This window comes from Pseudomonas luteola NBRC 103146 (assembly GCF_002091675.1).
GTDB lineage: Bacteria > Pseudomonadota > Gammaproteobacteria > Pseudomonadales > Pseudomonadaceae > Chryseomonas > Chryseomonas luteola.
In genome coordinates this window covers 1-19,254 of record NZ_BDAE01000029.1, presented here as the reverse complement: position 1 = coordinate 19,254, position 19,254 = coordinate 1, and the positions used below count along the sequence as shown (strand labels likewise).

General features: G+C 52.2%; 21 protein-coding genes and 1 pseudogene. 14 read left to right on the top strand and 8 right to left on the bottom strand.

The window, feature by feature from the left end; all coding sequences use genetic code 11:
• Positions 1-108: 108 nt before the first annotated feature.
• Complete coding sequence (locus PLU01S_RS21770) at positions 109-1,002, bottom strand: LysR family transcriptional regulator (RefSeq protein WP_074830060.1); 894 nt, start codon at positions 1,000-1,002, stop codon at positions 109-111.
• Between the two features lie 100 nt (positions 1,003-1,102).
• On the opposite strand from PLU01S_RS21770, the gene PLU01S_RS21765 reads away from it, so the two are divergent.
• The 5 genes from PLU01S_RS21765 to PLU01S_RS26420 all read left to right on the top strand — a co-directional run bounded on the left by PLU01S_RS21765 (position 1,103) and on the right by PLU01S_RS26420 (position 7,002).
• The gene (locus PLU01S_RS21765) at positions 1,103-2,452 is read left to right on the top strand and encodes an acyclic terpene utilization AtuA family protein (RefSeq protein ID WP_074830057.1); all 1,350 of its coding nucleotides are present in this window, start codon (positions 1,103-1,105) and stop codon (positions 2,450-2,452) included.
• Positions 2,452-2,775 (top strand): AtuA-related protein, encoded by a 324-nt coding sequence (locus tag PLU01S_RS21760; RefSeq protein ID WP_173869138.1) that lies wholly within the window; start codon positions 2,452-2,454, stop codon positions 2,773-2,775. The genes PLU01S_RS21765 and PLU01S_RS21760 overlap by 1 nt, the downstream gene beginning before the upstream one ends.
• A gap of 83 nt (positions 2,776-2,858) precedes the next feature.
• Positions 2,859-4,166, top strand: a complete 1,308-nt coding sequence (locus tag PLU01S_RS21755) for a CitMHS family transporter (protein WP_074830053.1) — start codon at positions 2,859-2,861, stop codon at positions 4,164-4,166.
• Positions 4,167-4,269: 103 nt separating this feature from the next.
• The gene (locus PLU01S_RS21750; protein ID WP_074830051.1) at positions 4,270-6,309 is read left to right on the top strand and encodes a 3-hydroxybutyrate oligomer hydrolase family protein; all 2,040 of its coding nucleotides are present in this window, start codon (positions 4,270-4,272) and stop codon (positions 6,307-6,309) included.
• Between the two features lie 561 nt (positions 6,310-6,870).
• Entirely contained in the window at positions 6,871-7,002 is a 132-nt protein-coding gene (locus PLU01S_RS26420) for a zinc ribbon domain-containing protein (RefSeq protein WP_288658463.1), read from the top strand.
• 45 nt (positions 7,003-7,047) lie between these two features.
• Here PLU01S_RS26420 and PLU01S_RS21735 read toward each other — a convergent pair whose 3' ends face one another.
• Together PLU01S_RS21735 and vapB are read right to left on the bottom strand one after the other, a co-directional pair.
• Complete coding sequence (locus PLU01S_RS21735) at positions 7,048-7,458, bottom strand: type II toxin-antitoxin system VapC family toxin (protein ID WP_074830044.1); 411 nt, start codon at positions 7,456-7,458, stop codon at positions 7,048-7,050.
• Positions 7,455-7,685: a type II toxin-antitoxin system VapB family antitoxin gene (gene vapB / locus PLU01S_RS21730; RefSeq protein ID WP_074830119.1), complete on the bottom strand. Its 231-nt coding sequence runs from the start codon at positions 7,683-7,685 to the stop codon at positions 7,455-7,457. The genes PLU01S_RS21735 and vapB overlap by 4 nt, the downstream gene beginning before the upstream one ends.
• A 1,330-nt stretch (positions 7,686-9,015) precedes the next feature.
• Between vapB and PLU01S_RS25830 the strand changes: the two genes are divergently transcribed.
• From PLU01S_RS25830 to PLU01S_RS26415, 4 genes are all read left to right on the top strand, one after another.
• The gene (locus PLU01S_RS25830) at positions 9,016-9,156 is read left to right on the top strand and encodes a hypothetical protein (RefSeq protein WP_169715112.1); all 141 of its coding nucleotides are present in this window, start codon (positions 9,016-9,018) and stop codon (positions 9,154-9,156) included.
• Positions 9,157-9,436: 280 nt separating this feature from the next.
• Positions 9,437-10,042, top strand: a complete 606-nt coding sequence (locus PLU01S_RS21725) for an exopolysaccharide biosynthesis protein (protein ID WP_074830042.1) — start codon at positions 9,437-9,439, stop codon at positions 10,040-10,042.
• Between the two features lie 318 nt (positions 10,043-10,360).
• Positions 10,361-11,566, top strand: a complete 1,206-nt coding sequence (locus PLU01S_RS21720) for a zinc-dependent alcohol dehydrogenase (protein ID WP_074830032.1) — start codon at positions 10,361-10,363, stop codon at positions 11,564-11,566.
• Between the two features lie 52 nt (positions 11,567-11,618).
• The gene (locus PLU01S_RS26415; protein ID WP_083398000.1) at positions 11,619-12,050 is read left to right on the top strand and encodes a cytochrome d ubiquinol oxidase subunit II; all 432 of its coding nucleotides are present in this window, start codon (positions 11,619-11,621) and stop codon (positions 12,048-12,050) included.
• 18 nt (positions 12,051-12,068) lie between these two features.
• Here the strand turns inward: PLU01S_RS26415 and PLU01S_RS25825 are convergent, their stop codons facing one another.
• Together PLU01S_RS25825 and PLU01S_RS21710 are read right to left on the bottom strand one after the other, a co-directional pair.
• Positions 12,069-12,215 (bottom strand): hypothetical protein, encoded by a 147-nt coding sequence (locus PLU01S_RS25825; protein WP_159435129.1) that lies wholly within the window; start codon positions 12,213-12,215, stop codon positions 12,069-12,071.
• Positions 12,216-12,814: 599 nt separating this feature from the next.
• Entirely contained in the window at positions 12,815-13,189 is a 375-nt protein-coding gene (locus PLU01S_RS21710; RefSeq protein ID WP_074830024.1) for an NUDIX hydrolase, read from the bottom strand.
• Positions 13,190-13,573: 384 nt separating this feature from the next.
• On the opposite strand from PLU01S_RS21710, the gene PLU01S_RS21705 reads away from it, so the two are divergent.
• Positions 13,574-14,701, top strand: coding sequence for a DUF3182 family protein (locus PLU01S_RS21705; RefSeq protein ID WP_074830117.1), 1,128 nt, complete (start codon positions 13,574-13,576; stop codon positions 14,699-14,701).
• A complete protein-coding gene (locus PLU01S_RS21700) occupies positions 14,688-15,473 on the top strand; it encodes an alpha/beta hydrolase family protein (protein WP_074830017.1) in 786 nt (261 codons plus the stop codon). The genes PLU01S_RS21705 and PLU01S_RS21700 overlap by 14 nt, the downstream gene beginning before the upstream one ends.
• 148 nt (positions 15,474-15,621) lie before the next feature.
• Here the strand turns inward: PLU01S_RS21700 and PLU01S_RS21695 are convergent, their stop codons facing one another.
• Both PLU01S_RS21695 and PLU01S_RS21690 read right to left on the bottom strand, forming a co-directional pair.
• Entirely contained in the window at positions 15,622-16,293 is a 672-nt protein-coding gene (locus PLU01S_RS21695) for a DUF2238 domain-containing protein (protein ID WP_074830013.1), read from the bottom strand.
• Between the two features lie 258 nt (positions 16,294-16,551).
• Positions 16,552-17,058 (bottom strand): MgtC/SapB family protein, encoded by a 507-nt coding sequence (locus PLU01S_RS21690; RefSeq protein WP_074830010.1) that lies wholly within the window; start codon positions 17,056-17,058, stop codon positions 16,552-16,554.
• A 561-nt stretch (positions 17,059-17,619) separates the two neighbouring features.
• Between PLU01S_RS21690 and PLU01S_RS21685 the strand changes: the two are divergent.
• From PLU01S_RS21685 to PLU01S_RS25820, 3 genes and pseudogenes are all read left to right on the top strand, one after another.
• Positions 17,620-17,769, top strand: a pseudogene (locus PLU01S_RS21685) (con-10 family general stress protein); the annotation flags it as partial.
• A 129-nt stretch (positions 17,770-17,898) separates the two neighbouring features.
• Positions 17,899-18,168: a hypothetical protein gene (locus PLU01S_RS21680; protein ID WP_083397999.1), complete on the top strand. Its 270-nt coding sequence runs from the start codon at positions 17,899-17,901 to the stop codon at positions 18,166-18,168.
• 589 nt (positions 18,169-18,757) lie between these two features.
• Positions 18,758-18,898 carry a hypothetical protein gene (locus PLU01S_RS25820; protein ID WP_159435128.1) on the top strand — a complete coding sequence of 47 codons (141 nt, stop codon included), beginning with the start codon at positions 18,758-18,760 and terminating at the stop codon, positions 18,896-18,898.
• Positions 18,899-18,942: 44 nt separating this feature from the next.
• On the opposite strand, the gene PLU01S_RS21670 is transcribed toward PLU01S_RS25820, so the two are convergent.
• A complete protein-coding gene (locus PLU01S_RS21670) occupies positions 18,943-19,173 on the bottom strand; it encodes a hypothetical protein (RefSeq protein WP_074829997.1) in 231 nt (76 codons plus the stop codon).
• Positions 19,174-19,254 lie beyond the last annotated feature (81 nt).

Here is a 19,254-nt window from a genome sequence, read left to right as displayed (position 1 = left end):
CAAACCCGAGTACAGCCGGTGCAGTGATGCCGATGGTAAGGATGAAAAGGCCAGCGACAGGCTTCTTGACTGGACCAGAAGGTAAGAGGAAACGTGGTACATGAACGCTCAGGTTGCGTTCGCTGCCAATTGGCGGGTCAGGTAAACCATAAAGGCCCGCATCGATGGCGTATGTCTAATAGGCTTCTTCTGCAGGAAACCCAGGGAGCGTTGTCCAGTCTGCTTCAAGGGAACCACTAATAGTTCGTTGTCGACCCGTAGAAACGCTGTGCAGCTTGCAGGCAGCAAAGAAAAGCCAAGGCCAGCACGCACTAGCGCAGCGGCAGTACTCATGTGTGCTACTTCCCAAGCGGGCTCGGCAGGCACCTTTAGTAAATGCAAAGCAGCGTCAGCCAATGGACGGATGCTGGTATCTGGTGTCAGTGCGATATAGGGCAGCTCCTGCCACACCTGCGCCTTTTTTTTCCCATCTGAGATCCTGCCCCGCGGAGCCAGCAACACCAGATTATCATTTACCAGCGCTTCAAAGCTGAGGCCGGAAAGATCCTCGGGCAGTGAGGTGATGCCTGCATCCACTTCACCGCTCTGAACCCAGGCCCTGACTTCTCCTGCCCGTCCATCACGCAGCGATACCTGCACCCCTGGATGATAGCTCATAAACGCAGCAATGACTTCTGGAAGAAACGAGGCCGCCGCTGTGGGAAGTGCGGCCAGGCGAATCGTTCCTCGACTCAGGCTTAGTGTTTCACGAGCGTCACGTACAGCATTATCCATATCGCTCAGCATCCGCCTGGCCTGCGACAGGAAATGTTCTCCGCCCGGGGTCAGTTCTACACTCCGAGTATTACGTGCCAGTAATTGCAAGCCAACCGCTTCTTCCAGCTTGCGGATACTGTAGCTTAGTGCTGGCTGAGACAGGTGTAACTGCTCAGAGGTACGAGTAAAGCTGGAAGTCTCTGCAATCAGAACAAAAGCACGTAGTTGCCGGAAGTTGATATCCATAATTAATAAAATAAGTGGATTAATTATTAGAATATTTAAAATTTACAGAAAAGTATATTTGCTTGCACTATGACCTAGAACCCATGTTGAGTCCGAAGCAATGACAAAAATACATATCGGCTGTGGGGCGGGCTTCGCCAATGACCGTCCTGACACGGGGCGACAGCTTGCGGAGGACCTGGCTCGCCGTTCAGGGCAACGCTACCTGATGTTTGAATTGCTGGCCGAGCGCACGTTAGCGGAGGCCCAGCTGCGCAAGCAGGCCGATCCTGGCACCGGCTATGCCGCACGGCTGTTCGACTTTCTTGAGCCTGTGCTCGATATCTGCATAGAAGCAAGGATACCGATTATTACCAATGGTGGCGCGGCCAATCCGCGGGCAGCGGCCGAGCGCCTGCGTGCCAGACTTGGCGGAAACTATCCCGGGCTGAAAATCGCCTGTGTCCTTGGTGATGATCTGCTTGGTATGGATCGTCAGCGTCTTGGTCAGTGGCTGAACCTGGACGGCGTGCAAGACGACCTTGTCTCGGTCAATGTCTATACCGGTGCCGACGGAATTACCCAGGCCTTGACTGAAGGGGCAGCTATTGTGCTCTGTGGTCGAGTCGCCGATCCCTCGTTGGCGGTTGGCCCGATCCGGCATGGACTCGGCTGGGCTGCCGATGACTGGCAGAAGATAGCAATCGCTACCGTAGCCGGGCATCTATTGGAGTGTTGCACCCAGATTACCGGCGGCTACTTTGCTCATCCTGGCCTAAAGGACGTACCCGATCTGGCCGAGCTGGGGTGCCCCATTGCCGAGATTTGTGCCGATGGCAGCCTTGTGATTACCAAGTCGGCTGGCTCCGGCGGTTTCGTGAACGAGCTCACGGTCAAAGAGCAATTGCTCTACGAAGTGCATGATCCAAGTCGCTACCTTACACCTGACGTCATCCTGGATCTAAGCGAGGTCAGGGTGAGCACTCTAGCAGCAGATCGCGTGGCCATTAGTGGTATTCAGGGGCACCCACGCCCGGAGCAGCTTAAAGGCCTGGCCGGGATGCGCGGGCTGTGGTTTGGCGAGGCGGAGATATCCTACGCCGGGCCTGGCGCTGTGGCCCGAGCCAATCTGGCCCGTGAGATCCTTCTGCAACGGTTTGACCGACTTGCTCCCGAGGTGGAGCCATGGATTGATCTTGCTGGTGTTGCCAGCCTCTTTAATGATACCCGTGGCGACTACCTGGGCAAATGTCTTGCGCAGGCGCCTCATGTCGAGGACGTGCGAACCCGGGTCGGTCTGGTCCACCATGACCGGGTGCTGCTTGAGAGGTTGCTTGCTGAAGTGGAGGCGCTTTATACAAACGGTCCGGCTGGAGGAGGTGGCGTACGCCGACACCTTGGTGAATCCCTTACTACGCGCAGCTTTCTGATTCCACGCGCTGAAATTGACACACGTCTGGAGTGGTACTGATGAATGCAACTGTCACTCTTGCCGACGTTGCTCATGCTCGCGCAGGCGACAAGGGCAATATCCTCAGCATTGCGGTGTTTCCACTGGACGCGGCCCACTACGAATGGCTCAAGCAGGAACTGACGGCCGAGCGCGTCGCTACGCAGTTTGCCAGCCGCCGGCCAGCACACGTCAAGCGCTATGCAGTCGATTCGCTACAAGCGCTTAACTTTGTCCTGGAGGACGCTCTGGAGGGAGGGGTCAATCGCAGCCCTGGTCTTGACCGGCACGGCAAGAGCCTGAGTTATCTTTTATTGTCGATGCGTCTACCACCTCCCGACTGATCTGCCTGCGCCTGTTCTTCGACCTGCCGGCCAGGACCATCGGGTCGGACCCCACAATAAAAACAAATACCGAGGTTCAAAACATGATCACCGCACTAGGTTTCACCATGATGCTCAGCATCATTGTGCTGATACTGTTGCGCCGAATCAGCCCGGTCGTGGCCTTTACTACAATTCCTGTTGCCATCTGCCTTCTGGCTGGCTTTTCCCCCGTTGAAATCGGCACGTTTATCAAAAATGGTCTGATTACGGTTGCGCCCACTGCTGCGCTGTTTTTGTTTGCCATTCTCTATTTTGGCATCATGCGAGATCGCGGCCTGTTTGACCCTCTGGTCAACTTGCTGATCCGCTGTACTGGTGGCAAACCACTGCTGATTGCCCTGGTAACCGTGGTGGTTACGGCAGTGGTTCACCTTGATGGTGTTGGGGCGGCAACCTTCCTGCTGACCATCCCGGCACTGTTGCCCCTGTATAAACGCGTGAACATGAGTCCCACTATGCTTTTGATGCTGGTTGGCACCACTGCCGGGGTAGGCAACATGGTGCCCTGGGGGGGAACCACTGCCCGCGCAGCCGCTACTACTGGGCTCGATGCCACCCAATTGTGGCTGGGGCTGATACCTGTGCAACTGGTTGGGTTTGCCTGCTTACTGCTTATCGCCGCCTGGCTCGGTCTGCGAGCGCAACGTCAACTGCCAGTATCCCTGGGGGCGGCATCAAGCTTTGACCTGACTCTGGCCCAGCCGGAAGCGCGCGAGCACGCCCTGTCGCCACGCGGAATACGCTACTGGCTAAACGTAAGTCTGACCGCCGCAATCCTGGCTTGCCTGTTCACAGGCATCTTCCCGCTGTATGCCTGTTTCATGGTGGGGCTAGGCCTGGCGCTGCCGCTCAACTTCACCTCTCTGGAAAGCCAAACCGAGCGTATCAAGGCGCATGCCGCTGACGCCCTGCAGATGGTATTGGTCATGATGGCTGCCGGGGTACTGCTCGGCGTTCTGGCGGGAGCAAAGATGTCTGACGGCATGGCCATGGCACTGATCGACACCCTACCAGCGGGGGCGGCGCAGTACCTGCACCTGATTATTGGCGCATTTGGTGTACCGCTGGGAATGATCTTCTCACCCGACGCGTACTATTTCGCTCTATTGCCCGTGATACGCGATGTGGCGGTAGCAGCTGGAGTCCCGCTTGAGGCAGTAGCGCGTGCGATGCTCATTGGCGAGAACACTGGTTTCGCCATTAGCCCCGTAGTCCCCAGCGTTTATCTCGCCCTGGCCCTGGCCGAGGTCGAGCTGCGCAAACACATTGCCTTTACCTTTTTCTGGGCCTGGGGCGTGAGTCTGGTCATGTTGGTATTCGCTGTGCTCAGCGGCGCGGTCCATTATTGACTACTGATACAGCCAGGCCCGAACGCTTCAGAAGCCTTTGAGCCACAACCAAACCCTCATATACCTGCATCTGTTGACCGATAACTCCAAGAAGAGGCATCTCATGCAAAAACGTCTGGGTATTCTTGCAATAGGTCTGGGCGTATCGTTTGTCTTGTATGCAAACGCTGCCCAGATAGATGCAACGTCCCGTCATGACCATCGTCCCCAATGGCTAAAGATCTACTCGGTTCGCCATACCGATGGCATCAGTGATGATCTGCTCACAGCAGGCCTTGGAAAGGCCATCTGGTTAGGTGAGGCGCCTGGCTATCGGGACACGGCACACCCCACTGTAAACGAACTCCGCCGTAACGCCTTATATTCAAAGCAGGATCCGCGTCAGGGATGGGGACGACTCTACGGTCCTACACTTATTGATGGGAGCGTGGTTGCAGATGCTGAGCGAGTAGCTGGGGATGAAGTGCTGGCTTATTCCGATGATCAGCAGGGCTTTGCAACAGCAGCCATGTTGCTGCATATCCCCAAAAATTTCAGTTGGCAGAGTCCCTGTATTCTTGCGGTACCTGCTTCAGGCTCGTCTCGACTGTATCAGGATGTTCCCCGTGTAGGAGGATGGGGGCTGCATCGTGGATGCGCAGTGGTGTATACCGATAAAGGCCAGGGAAATGGCTGGCACGATCTTGCCACTAATCGGGTTCAACTGATCGATGGTCGTGTGGTTTCATCCTTCATGGCTGGCCAAGAGGCTCATTTCAGAGCCCCGCTACATACGGCTGAGCGGGCGAAATATCTCTCGCATTATCCTGATCGACTGGCGTTCAAGCACGCTCATTCCAGGTTGAATCCAGACGCGACCTGGGGAAGAGACGTACTTCGCTCCATTGAGTTTGCCTTTTGGTGGATCAACCGGTCCCGACCAGAGCGCGCTAAAAGACTCTCGTCTGTTAATACGCTGGTTATAGTGACAGGTAATTCCAATGGAGGCGGGGCAGCGCTTCTGGCAGGTGAGGCCGACCATGCCGGCATTATTGACGGTATTGTTGCGGCCCAGCCACAAGTCCAGCCCAGGGCATCGGGTTTGGTCAGTATCGAGCGGGCAGGCCGTGAGTGGCGGGGCGGTGGGCGGTCGCTAATTGATTACTTTTCTCAGGCCATCCTCTATCAGCCATGTGCAGTACTTGCTACTCCCAATGCCCCTTTCGCTACCGAGATAACTTATGCAGCTCAACGCTGCCAGTCTCTTTCTGAACAAGGCTTGGTCAAGGGCAATAAGCCCGTAGAGCAGGCGAGGGAAGCGCTCGCCAAACTACATGCACTAGGCTGGGAGCCTGAAGCAGATGATCAACAGGCCTTTAGCTTTCGAGTGGCCCCGACCGCTACGTTACTCAAGTATATAACGGCACTGGGACGCTTCGGCGTAGAGGACCATCTATGCAACTACAGTATAGCCTCACACGATGCTTCAAGCTTTCGGCCAAGAGCCACCACGGATAAGGAACTGGCAACTTTGTTTGTTGATGCAGGAGGCGGCCCGCCGGTTGGAAGTATCGATCTGATCAACGATGCAGATCCAAGAGGGCCACATTGGGACACGGAGTCTGTTTCAGTCCGGAGCGGGCGCAAGGACTATAACCTGGATGGTGCGCGTTGCCTGCGTAGACTTGCTGCTGGACATTCATATGAGGCCTATCGAGTGCGCCAGGGAAATAACGAGTTCCGGGCGACGGGTAATCTGCATGGCATTCCCACGCTTGTACTCCATGGCAGAACAGATGCTCGCGTACCGCCCATGTTCTCAAGTAGACCTTATCTAGGCCTTAACAGTCTTGTTGAAGGCTTAAAGAGTCGCCTGAGCTACATCGAGATCGACAATGTGGGCCACTTTGGAGCCAGTCCTCCTTTCGATAGTCACTATCTTCCGTTAACGTACTATGAGGAGCAGGCGCTAGATCAGATGTGGGCACATCTCACGCAAGGTCGGCCCCTGCCTCCCAGTCAGTTCGTCAGAACAAAGTCGCGTGGCGGGGTGTCAGGGTCGGCTCCTGACACGACGCTGGCCAATCTTGCACCAATGCAGTTAATGCCTGTGGTAGAGGATCGCATCTCAGTGAGGCATGGAAAGGTCACAATTCCTGACTGAAACTATCCTGCAATCGGCATGGCTCCTGTATGCCGATTGCAGGGTCGAAAGGTGTTACAAGGGCAAAGCCAAACAGATAAGAGCATGGGGGCGCTCATTCTTTTGTAACCGCGAGGGTCTTCCTGCCGCTCGATCTATCACAGGCTGTATGAGCAGCCCGCAGATGTGCCTTTCTGGTCTTCCTGAAATATCCAAGAATTTTTTAAAAATCATCAAAATGCCAGTCTTGCCTACCTCTAGCGCCTTTACTCTTTGAGCGCGTAGCTGCTCGGGCAATATATGCGCTTCGGGGCTTAGGCTTATGAGGCGTACTCCTGAAGTCTACTGGCGCTTGTTCAAATCCCACAGCCCAAACCAGAGTACAGCCTGTGCCGACAGGCCGATCGTGAGAATGAAAAGCGCAACGGTCATGACCTTCCAGTAGCCCACGGCGTAGCCAAAGCAGGCTATTGCAGCGGCCAGTATTCCTATCAAGAGAGGAATGCGTCTAAGCCAGCGGATTTCGTGCTGTACCTGGGCGTCGCATCTGTTCGGCTTGTGGCTCCCTGACGGGACCAGGAGGTGTCAGGGCTGCGTATAAGAGAATGGACCTGCTGTGAATGCGGTGTGGCTCACGACCGCGATATCAACGCGGGCAGAAACATTCTCGCGCTCGGGTATGAGCGTCCATCTATGAGAATCACCGTCCTTTAGGGCGGGGAGGATGTCAAGTTAGCCCAGTAGGCATATGATCTTTTCTCAAACCCAGTCCTCGTAAACAAGGCTAGGGACACGGCTAAACTCACGCACATTATTGGTCACAAGTACACAGCCAATAGCCACGGCATGCCCTGCAATAGCGGTATCGTTAGGGCCAATTGGAGTGCCGGCCTTGGTTAGCACGCGCATGAGTTCGACAGTCGCATCGACTGCCCTCTGATCCCAAGGCAGTACGGCATCCAGGCGCTTTACAAACTCATCAACCAGCGTCTTGTGCTTGGTCGATGCCTTTTTACCGATCTGCCCATAACGCATTTCGGCGTAGGTAATGGCCGAGATCACAAACCGGTTGCCCTGCTCCACTTCGGTGGCCAGACGCTGGATCACCGAGGCCGGATGTTCTCGCATAATGAAAGAGCAGATGCAGGTATCAAGCATATAGGTGATCACAGATTGAATCTGCCTTCATCGCCGACTACCGGTTGCCGCTCTTGCAGGAAGTCAGCATCAGCCTTGGGGAGCTCAGCAAAAGATGCCCAGGATGGCCGAGCAGGGCGCAGGGTTATCACATCACCTTCCCGCGTAATCTCAAGCTCCCCGACGCCTTCATAGGCCATGTCATTGGGCAAGCGAACGGCCTGATTCTTACCATTTTTGAAAATAGAGACGGTACGCATGTCTTGCTGCTCCTGCATATGTTCGGCATATGCAAATGTAATGCTAAAGTTTGGCATATGCAAGACATATGGCATAGTTAAGAAGCAAGCTTGAAAGCCCTGCATATCATCCTCACTGCGGGTTCCAATAATAGACAACATTCCCTGACTGCTCACACCCTCCTGCCGGATCTGGCGCTTGATGTGCGCCTTGGCACGGGTCAGCACGCTGCTTTTCATCATCTGCTGGCACTTGGTGTTGTTGCCGACGGACAGGATGGTTCGGCCACCAATTACGGAGACCAGATAGTCGTTGCTCAGGCTGGGCGTGGCCAGCCAGACCCTGACGGCGATGCCCTGGGCCTTGGCGTAGGCGCGGATCTGCGAGACCTGTGAGCGGTTGAAGGCCTTGATCACGGGGTTCTCGACCAGCGTGTCGCTGTGGCAGACATGCAGGGTCGGGAGGGTGGCGCCAGCCTTCTTGAGCCAGATCAACGCGGTCAGCGTAAGGTTCAGCGTGACGCTGGAGTCCTTGCCGCCACTCCATGCCACGACCGGATGCCAGCCCTGCTCGATCAGCACGGTGATGGCCTGCACAGCCCCTTCGATCTTCTCCTCCAGTGAGCGCTCGGGTAACTGGATCGCTACCTCACTTTGAGGGAAGGTAAAGGCATTCTGGACAATAGAAAAGGCAGTCATCGCGGGCTCCCGGTCGTTGCTCGATAACTCACCTTTGCCCTACAAATCCCGTGATGCAAGTCTACTCAGGCCAATAAATCTGGCTAAGAACAAGCGGCTATTTTCAGGGAGTAGGGATGTATATTCTGTATATCTTATTCTACTTGCGCTTGTCTAAATCCCACAGCCTAAATCAGAGTACAGCCTGTACGCTGACGCCAACGGTAAGGATAAAGAGCGCCACAACCATGATCGTCCAATACGACATGAAGTAGCCATAACAGGCAACAACAGCGGCCAGTATTCCTAGCAAGAGGGGAATGCGTCTGAGCCAGCGGGTTTCATGCTGTACCTGGGCGTCGCATCTGTTCGGCTTGTGGCTCCCTGACGGGACTAAGAGGTGTCAGGGCTGCGTACTAAGAGAATAGACCTGATGTGAGTGCGGTGTCGCTCACGACCGCGATACAACGCGGCCAGGAACATTCCCGCGCTCGGGCATGAGCGTCCATCAGCAGGAATTCCCGCGCTTTAGGGCGGGGTGGATGTCAACCGAATGACACAAGGCATAGCACAGAATCCAAACAGTAAGACCGCCGGTATCGCAGAAGTTGAACAGCCCTAGGGTCATGGTCTCTAACCTTAGGCATAAACAATGAATAGGGGAGACAGGCATATGAATACCGACGGCCAAGACATTTCGAAAGCACAGGGTTCGGATCCGTTGGCACCTGGAGACGAGGTGGATCCAGACGGTGACGCTATTGCCAATGATGACTTCTCAGCACCACCTCCTGAGGAAGGTACAAAACGCTGATGAGTTGTTGATGGGATACTAAATGGCCTAGCCGCAGCTGGGCCATTTAGCAATGGGTGCTGATGTTACTGCCGCAATGGTCTGAACAGCACCTCAAGCCAAGCCTTTCAACACTTGAATCTGGAGACTTTCATGACCAGTGCCCCGCCGATACATGCTTCTACCCCTGAACCTCATCTAGCTGAAGACACTGTGCGTGATCAACGCTGACCCGTACTGCTGTCCCAAGACACTAATATTCAAAAAAAGTGAGTCTGTGCCAGAGAGCCATGGGGGATAGATGTCAAACGGAAACAACACTGCAAAATCGGAATGCCTGGAAGACGTAATCGATGGTGTTATTGAGCTGGGTAAAGAGAAAGATAAGGTATCGGTTGGTGATATCAAGCGTGAGATAGGGCAGCGTAGTTATGGTCCTTTTTTATTCGTCCCGTCTATCATCGAAATCAGTCCGGTAGGCGGCGTACCGGGCGCATCCACTTTCTTTGCGCTGATCGTTGCGGTCTTCGCACTTCAGATGCTGTTTGGACGTAATCATTTCTGGATGCCTCAGTTCCTGGCTAAACGTTCTGTTAAAAGTCAGAAGATCGAGTCAGGCCTGAACAAGGTTCGTAAAGTCATACGAGGGCTGGACAAGGTCATCCGGCCGCGCCTCGGCTGGGCTACGCAGAAAACCTTTGTTCGTCTTATTGCGGCAATATGCCTGATATTGACAACCTCTGTACCTCCCCTGGAGTTCATACCATTTGCTAGTCTGGCTCCATTCTCGGCTATTTGTCTTTTTGGTCTTGGGTTGACAGCAAAGGATGGTGTAGTCGTCCTGTTAGGTATGGCTGTTTCGCTGATAGCGTTCTATTTAGCGATTACAGGTGTAGCAGGAGGATAAGGGCCCATTTAGCGCCGCTGTAGAGGAACACGAGGTTCTTCAACGGATTCGTTAAGGGCGTGTCAGCCCGCAAAATTTCCGGCTTTTTTGCAAACCACCTTTCTGGTGTACCAGACGTTAATTCTCAAGCGTAACGAACGTCTACGCAGGTCTGAAATATATGTAATCAGGGAACGCCTCTGAAATCCTGGGAGTCGCAAGTTCTACAGTATCCACGGCATAGCTGCTGGCATATGAACCGGTTTCAATCATGATGGCGCCGGGTGCCTCGTGGATCGTTGGCCTTGGCATTCCATCCCCCTTAGATCAGGAGGCAAAATGAAAGCTGTCGTATTTCATGGTATCGGTGATATCCGGGTTGATGATGTGCCCGAACCCAACATTCAAGAGCCGACGGATGCCATTGTCAGGCTGACGGCTTCAGCCATCTGTGGCACTGATTTGCACTTCATACGCGGCAGCTTTTCCGGCATGAAAGAGGGCACCATTCTTGGACATGAAGGCGTTGGCGTTGTTGAAGCGCTGGGCAGCGATGTACGAAACCTGAAGGTCGGTGATCGGGTGATCATTCCTTCCACCATAGCCTGTGGAAGCTGTTCCTATTGCAGGGCCGGCTATTTTGCTCAGTGTGATGTGGCCAATCCAAATGGCAACCAGGCAGGTACGTCATTTTTTGGCGGTCCGGCAGCTACTGGTCCTTTCAATGGGCTGCAGGCAGAAAAGGCCCGTATTCCCTACGCCAACATTGGCTTGATCAAGATCCCTGACGAAATTACCGATGAGCAGGCGATTGCCATGTCGGATATCTTCCCGACCGGCTACTTTGGAGCCGAGATGGCTGAAATCAAGGATGGTGACACTGTGGCGGTGTACGGCTGTGGTCCCGTAGGCCTTTTTGCCGTTGCCAGCGCCAAGCTGCTGGGCGCTGGACGTGTCTTTGCAATCGACTGTCTTGAGGACCGTCTGGAGCAGGCGCGCGAGTTGGGTGCCGAATGCATCAATTTCGACAGGGAAGATCCAGTACAGACCCTGGTGCGGCTAACTGGAGGAATCGGTGCCGATCGCGCAATTGATGCAGTTGGCATCGATGCCGTCCATGCACACAGTGGAAAAGCCGTCGAAAGTAGCGATATAGAAGGGCAGGAGCAGGAGGCTAAAGCCAATGCACCTGAGCAGAACCCGCAGAACGGTAATTGGGTTCCTGGTAATGCACCTAGCCAGGCACTGCAATGGGCTGTGGAAGGATTGGCCAAGGCCGGTACGCTTTCGATCATCGGAGTATATCCGCCCGAGTTTCGTGGATTCCCCATTGGCGCGGCGATGAACAAGAACCTGACGATCAACATGGGCAATTGCCATCACCGCAAATATATTCCCAAGCTGATTGATCTCACGTTGTCAGGCCGAATCGATCCGTCCAAGATCATTACCCAACACCAGCACCTGACGGATGCCTTGAGCGCTTTCAAAACCTTCGACAAGCGCAAAGAGGGGTGGATCAAGGTGGAACTGTTACCTCAATAAGCTACTTTTCCCTTGGGCTGGTCATTGTTTTTGGACAGTGATCAGCCGTTAAATAAGATGGATCCTTGCCCAGATCACATTGGTTTTGCTTGCCGGTATTGTCACCTGGACGTTTGGCTTGAATACGGTAAATGAGGAGCGCTGGCTGGAGCCGTCAATTGGAGGACCAATTACGCTGTTGCTGGTAGGGCTGATGATCGTCTTTTGGCGCGCTTTCTCTTGGACGCATCATTTTCTACCCCTATTTGCTGTACTCGGTTGGTTCATAGTGGCTTATGGGGCAATGATCGTTGCGTTGTATCCTTTGGTTATACCGCCCACTCTCACAATTTCGCAGGCCTCCTCGGCCCCTTTGAGCCAACTGCTTGTGCTAGGAGGCTTTGCTATTCTGATACCCGTTACGCTTGTGTATAGCACCTTTGGCTTCTGGGTTTTTCGTGGAAAGATCAGGCCAAAGAACCAGGTGCCTACAGGCGATAGCTAAGATATGCGCCTATAAGCGTTAACTGTTTTTTTCAGTCATGTCGCAGCCTCCTGGAATAGGCGCCGGCCCAACCCGATCATCATCGGTATCAGCCGTATCGCCAGCCGGTGTATCAGGCGTTCCGCGTGGGCTTTGGTGTACTGGCTTATTACGTTCATTGGTCATGACTACCTCACATGGCGAGTAGATAAGTTGTATTAATTGGAAAGGCCGCAGGTCTTGATATTCAACCATACAGGCACCATTGGTCTGAATTCGGGAAAACTATCGCACCCTTTAAATGTGCAGTGCCTAAACAAGGGTCATCATTAATCCTAATAAGAGCCGCTAACAAAACCTCATTAAGAGAGCCATGCAGCAGGCCAAGGATAAAAAATTTCAGCGAGTATCAAGCTTATGCTTGCCTATAAAAATGGGTTTTGTTAGCAGCTCTAGGTGGCCGCAGATTGTTCGAGATTATGTAGAGGGTATGGCGCTGCGCTGTAAGAGAGACATGTTTTTCGATCGAGTATTGTAAACTTACATGGCTTGGTCTTAAGTAGGCTAGACAAGACGGCGCCTGTTGAAAAGTAGTCCTCTCTTAGAGTCAGAGTGCAGTCGTATAGCACACAAAGGCAACGCATACAGAGAAAATCCAACGTTAACTAATAACGGAATGCTTATAAAGCCTAAAGTAACTGTAGCGTAGTGCTAGGTAGAGAAGCACGTAAATCTATTCTAGGTAAACCAGCGGATACTATTAAAGAGAGCGGTTTTGACAAACTTTACACGTTTTCATCAAAGCTCTTAATAACCCGCCTAGCCGTTTTACGAACCTTGCTTTTTTTCATCTCGCTCATTGAGAACCAGCGACAGGCGGCTATTTCATTAAGCGGCTCAGGTACTTCTTTATCCTCTATGAAAGTCTTGAATATATAATGGCAAGTCCGGGTAAGCTCCATCCTGGCTAAATAGGTAAATTCACATTTCTGTAACCCCGTTTCCTCGCTTAACTCACGTATGGCTGCTGTATCAGGTGTCTCATTAATTTCTATTTTGCCGCCAGGTAGGTTCCATTTTGAGTCCGCCTTACGAACGAGCAAAATCTTGTCATCTCGCTTGCAGATTATGGTGGCTCGAGCCGGTATTGATTTATCCATCAGAGCACTACTTCTGCGTTACTAGGACATATGATTTTTTCAGTTACTAAAGCAATGAACTGATAAATAGTTAATGGTTCCACAACTTATCTGCCGTTAGTCTGGTTGTCAGATCTAACATGGGCCAAGCGCTCGAGTACCAGCCTCATTAAAACCTGACATCAGCTTCTGATAAGGATATTGTAAATAAATGCTGCTGCTTCGTTCAGATCATGGATATATCCGGATAGGCTGTCTGTCTATGTAAGTAAGCTAATATTATTAGCGCTGCCCTTATGACTCATTTAAGACAACCTGGTGGCAGTTAGGAATGAATAGAGGATTTTAGGGACACTGATACCTAGTCTCAGGAAGGTTTCCTGAGCTGAAAGAGGAGCCATGCTCATGTTGGCAGTAAACTCATCTGGCAGCGCTCAGGAAGCCGTTGTCACTTTGTCTAATCGTGAGCACGCCCCGGAGCATGAAAAGCAATCGCATACCGAAATAGCAAGACGGGTCGCTATTCTCAGGCACAGTGTATTTGAAGGCGAATACGCCCCTCAGTTAACCGCTGATAGACCTCTCTACTACGTTCCTTCGCAAACGATAGTAGGTGTGGAAGCTGCCAACGCGTTGAGCATAAAGACTGAAAGGGATCTCCTGGGTGGCGTTGTTCCTGAAGCCTTTATGGGTACAAAAGCGATTACTCATCCCCTTGTCAGCCCAGGTGCATATGCCCCAAAAGGATGGTCATATGACCTTTGCGTACATCTACAGGGCGTATGCCTGAACGGCTTTTCAGTCTTTAGCCAAGAGGATGCGCGGAAAGCAGCCAGGCGATTATTGGAAAAGGGGCCGTTTCGTATCAAACCTGTCAGGGCAACGGCAGGACGTGGGCAAATCGTAGTTTCCACACGTGCCCAGGCGGAGTCTGCTCTTGCAGAACAGGATAACGATGAATTGTCCCATTTCGGTCTGGTACTGGAAGAAGCGCTTGAGGATGTCACGACCCTAAGCGTTGGTCAGATAAAAATTGGTGATCACCTAGCTTCTTACTACGGTACTCAACGTCTGGTTCAGGACCACAACGGCTGCTGGGTCTATGGTGGGTCTGAGTTAATAGTAGTCAGGGGTGGTTTTGATGAACTCTGCGTGCACTCGCCCGACGCCTCGATAAAGCTTGCGATAGAGCAGGCTAGGCGATATGACGCAGCGGCTGCCATGTGTTATCCAGGCTTTTTTTCATCGCGCCGCAACTATGATGTTGTCCAAGGGCACAATATCTCTAACCAATGGGTTTCTGGCGTTCTTGAACAATCCTGGCGAATGGGTGGCGCAACGAGTGCGGAGATCCTTGCTCTTGAAGCATTTGCAGCCGACGACTCACTTCATATCCTCAAGGCCACGTCTCGAGAGTCCTATGACTACCATGAAAAGCCTTTTGCACAAGCCGTAGTCTTTTATCAAGGCCACGATCCCGAGATCGGTTTTATAACGAAAAGTGCGAGGCTGGAACCGTATGGCAACCCGTAGTGAACAGCTGGAGCTCCAAGTGGATGATGAACACATTGCTGGAACCTTCCTGACGCCCGATGCCAAGGTTCCCGGTGTTCTTTTCGTGCACGGTTGGGGAGGCAGTCAGCAACGTGACCTGGGCAGGGCCAAAGGCATAGCCGGCCTCGGCTGTGTATGCATGACTTTCGATATGCGTGGTCACGGTTTGACTCAAGACAAGCAGCAGCACATCACGCGTGAGGACAGTTTACGCGATGTACTTGCAGCTTATGATCGTCTGGCTAAACACCCTCAGGTGGACGCTGAGGCTATCGCTGTGGTCGGTACGAGTTATGGGGGGTACCTATCCGTCATCTTGACCTCAATGCGGCCTGTTAAATGGCTAGCCTTAAGAGTTCCGGCCTTATACCGTGACGAGGACTGGACGGTCCCTAAGCGGCAGCTCAACAAAGAGGATTTAAGAGACTATCGAAACAGCCGTATTCATTCCTCTGAAAATCGGGCGTTGGCTGCCTGCGCTCAATTCAAGGGTGATGTTCTGATTGTCGAGTCTGAGCATGATGACTTTGTCCCCCATACGACCATCATGAATTACCGTGCGGCCTTTCAGCATACCCGCTCTCTGACACACCGGATTATAGAGGGTGCAGATCATGGTCTAAATGGAGAGACCTATCAGCAAGCCTATACCGCTATTCTCGTTAGCTGGGCAACCGAGATGATTGTTGGAGCTCGTGTCGGTGGTGGAATGCCCGGAGAATTGTCTGTAGCAAGCACAACTAGTCTGTAAGGGAGGCAGCATGGTATGGCCGGGGATATTTGCCAATGTCCGTAGCCTTAAGCGCAGAGTATAAGAGGGGATATAAGGGCTCTGTACTGCCCGTCACCGTATTCTTCGGCTACCGATGGCACAAAGAGAGCCCGTATATCAAACAGCTCTACCGTTGCTTGAAGCGGTTTGCCCACTGCAGGGCAAAATCCTGTCGGTGAAATACATTGACTGTCGCAGCACCTAAGAGCATGACAATCGCTCCTACCGTCGCCATTGCCATGTCTTTTTGCGAGTCCCATGGGTCCTGCTGGGCGCCTACAAATGCTTTAGCGGCATCGCCACCCAGATAGGCACCTCCGATCCATTCGATAAGCTCGTACACGGCTGACGACGAGAGTATGAGATTGAGCGTCAGGAAGTAGCTTAGAAAACCACGCACCGGGACCAGTCGCAGTAAACCCTCACGGATAGGGTAAGCCAGCAACAAACCATAACTAAAGTGCACCAAGCGGTCGAACTGATTACGTTGAAACCCCATGGCCTCGTCAAGCGTCTGGCCGGTTAATGCCTGCCACCAGGCATTGTATGGCACCTGAGCATATGTATAGTGAGCACCTACCTCATGAATGCAGAGAAACAGAAAAACCAGGCTGAATGAGGTGCGTGAAAACATGAATTTCCGATGGCTAATGGCTAGAACCAACACAAACAGCACGACAAGCAGATTTTCCATCAGCCAATCCCCCCGTTTAACGGGAGAAATCGCCAGTAAAACCCAGATCGCTCCAAATACAACCGTTAGCGTCAGGACGTACTGACGATACGAATCCTCTCTCATGAAAACTCCTGATAACGCCTAAATCAAAACAGTTGGAAACTGGATAATGCTGTCCACTCAGCGCTCCGAGTGCTTTCCTACCTCTATACTGACGTGCTTAGACGCGTGAGGATTCCTTGAGAGGCGGCCTTTGCGTAAGCGGCCGTAAATCCAAACGATAACCCGTTTCTAATGCTCACGCATGCAGGTTTTGGCAAGCCGCAAGCAGTAAGCCATCCCGCGGGGGTATCACCTCAGGCAAGCTGTAAGCCCATAGGATTAAATATCCTCTGACTTGGTGGAAGGTTGGTCATCTAGCGGAAGTACCCGCGGTAGCAGGAAAAAAATGCTTAGTGCTAGTAGGGTACAAAAGATGGCTGCCATTTCCCGGCCCGAACCCGCCGCCATGCCGATCGCAGCGGTCAGCCAGATCCCGGCAGCGGTCGTCAGGCCCTTTACATGGTTCATGTCATGCCCTTTTATTATCGTTCCAGCGCCAAGAAAACCTATTCCTGTAACCAGTCCTTGTATGACGCGGCTGAGATCGGTACTGCCAACCCCCATCAGCGAGGGAATGAGTACAAAGAGGGCCGAACCCAAGGCAACTAGCATATGGGTACGAATACCTGCCGCCTTGCCAGCTTGTTCACGCTCTAAACCCAGTAGCCCTCCTAAAAAGGCCGCCAGCGTTAGGCGAAGCACAAGACGTGTTGTCTGCGCAGGATCAAGAAAGTCGGCGAACTCTTCGCACAGGGTAGCCCTGATAATTTCCCAGGCGTCGTTCATTACATATTCCTGTGTGGGGTTATTTCGGCCCTAAGTACGTCGGTAAGAGTCTACAAGGAAAATACCAATGGAAATCTGGTTTAGACTAACGTGTGCTTTCGCAGCTGCCTTCCGTATCTTGTTAACCAGATAGCGCGAGAACCTGAATACGTTCCTCCTTATGGCGGTCCTTGCTCCTGGAGTGAATGGCGCGGACACGCTTGATTGTGAGCCGCTGAGTATCCTCAAGTAATCATTGAGCAACAGGCAAGGCCTGAGTAGGAGTAGGTTTTGGCCCCATGCTATCCACTGATCAAAGGTGTCGAGTTATACCTTGCATAAGATGCCTTCAGCAAAGTTGCTGGAGGACCTCGAGCCAGGTTCGGCGTTTTATCACCATTCTCATATAAAAAATAAGCTGTTTGTGCGCTACCGCTTGTCCTATAAAAAGGACATCACTAACCTTTAAGGAACTCTACACTGCCTTTTCTCTTCCGATCCTTTGAAGGGTGATTGTTCCGATCAGCCAGGCAAGTCCCAACCATTAAGGAGAAAGACATGACAGCTAAAAACGACAATCCAGGTAACTTTGCTAACGATCATGAGAAAGCCTCTGAAGCAGGCAAGAAAGGCGGTCAAAACAGCGGTGGCAACTTTGCCAACGATCGCGAAAAAGCTTCTGAAGCCGGCAAGAAAGGCGGCGAGCACAGCCATGGCGGCGGTCGTCAGTAAAAGATGACATGAGCGGGAGCGTAAGCTCCCGTTCTATTAGGGTTCGACCCGTCTCCTAAGTTTGAAATAAACCTGCCTTTACCTCTGAATGCTTTCTCCTCTCGCTTTTTTATCTGCGGGGATCCCTATATGTCTTCTCGACAACCGTTATTAGAAGCTGAGATGCTAGAGGCGCTTGGGCTTGTTTCTAAGCCGGTAAAGGAAAAACCTGCTCGAAATCTAACTTATACACTCGTTGAGTTGAGCGTTCGTAAAAAGAGCGATAGCCATCCCTATCGCTTGGAGTGTCGATCACGTTCTATTAGTACCGTGACGGCGCAAATAGAGGCCGAAAAGTCTGCTCGGGAAGAGGGGCTTGAGGTTCTGGATGTAATCAAGATTTGTCAGGTATCAGACTAGCCTTATGAGCTTGCCAGGGCGAATAGCTAATTTTTTGTTCTGAATAACACCGTGCCTATCTTCAATCTGTACTGCGGTATTAAAGTCTGAACTATTCCCTAACGCTTTAATCTAGATCGAGATTAAAGACTTGAATTATGCCTGCACAAATAGACTAGCCGTCAGACGTGATTCCTGACTACTTCAAGGCATAAGGCGTCGATACACGTAATATCGTGGTGGTTAGGGCTTTTACTGAAGGTATCTGCATTCTTCCAGAATTTCCCGCTGACCTTCCTGCCGTGTTGTTTCTGGTAATTCTTTATTCTCCCATCTATGCATCCGGCGTACTGCTCGACAGTGTCAAGATTTGGTGCCATACCGGACATGTCTTTTCAATGAATATACTTACTGCTGGGGATAACAGGTTCTAGGATATTTTGCGTGCAGTTGAAGGGCGAGTCGTCCCTAGATGGGATAAAGTGACTATTATAGGCGAGGCACTCTTGGCCGTTGTTTAGACGAGCGGAACCCTTTGGCGTGAACACTCCATGAGCGGATAACTCTAAATTATGAGGCCGCTTCGGCCCTATAAGAGAGGAGATGCACGATGGCTATGTATGAGCACACTCCATTGATGGCACAAAGCCCTGATCCCTTAAACCCTGATGACACCGGTATCGGTGGTGATGTAGTTGATCCTGGTATGCCAGACGATAATCTGGATGACGATGTGAATCGCCCCCTGTAATTCAAGTCTTGAATAAAAGCCCGACCATATGGCCGGGCTTTTTACTAGCAGCGATCAAGGTCCTCCCACATTTGTTTCCAATAAGCGTCCGCTTCCGCGTGCTTTGCTCTAAGGGCAGTCTCAAGTTGCTTTCTTTCCTCTGAGTCATGAGGTGTTATGTCTTTAATGTATTGGGCTGCAGCCTCGTGGACGCGCTGGTCTAGCTGTTGCCACTCCATCACAGCGGCTATCCAAGACTTACCTGTTAATTGCGTATATTTCTCATGTTCATCCATCTAGCCGTCCTCAAATAGATACATTTTGGTTGACAAAGGCTGCGCCTAATTCATTCCGTTAGTTGCAAGGTGATTGTTCTG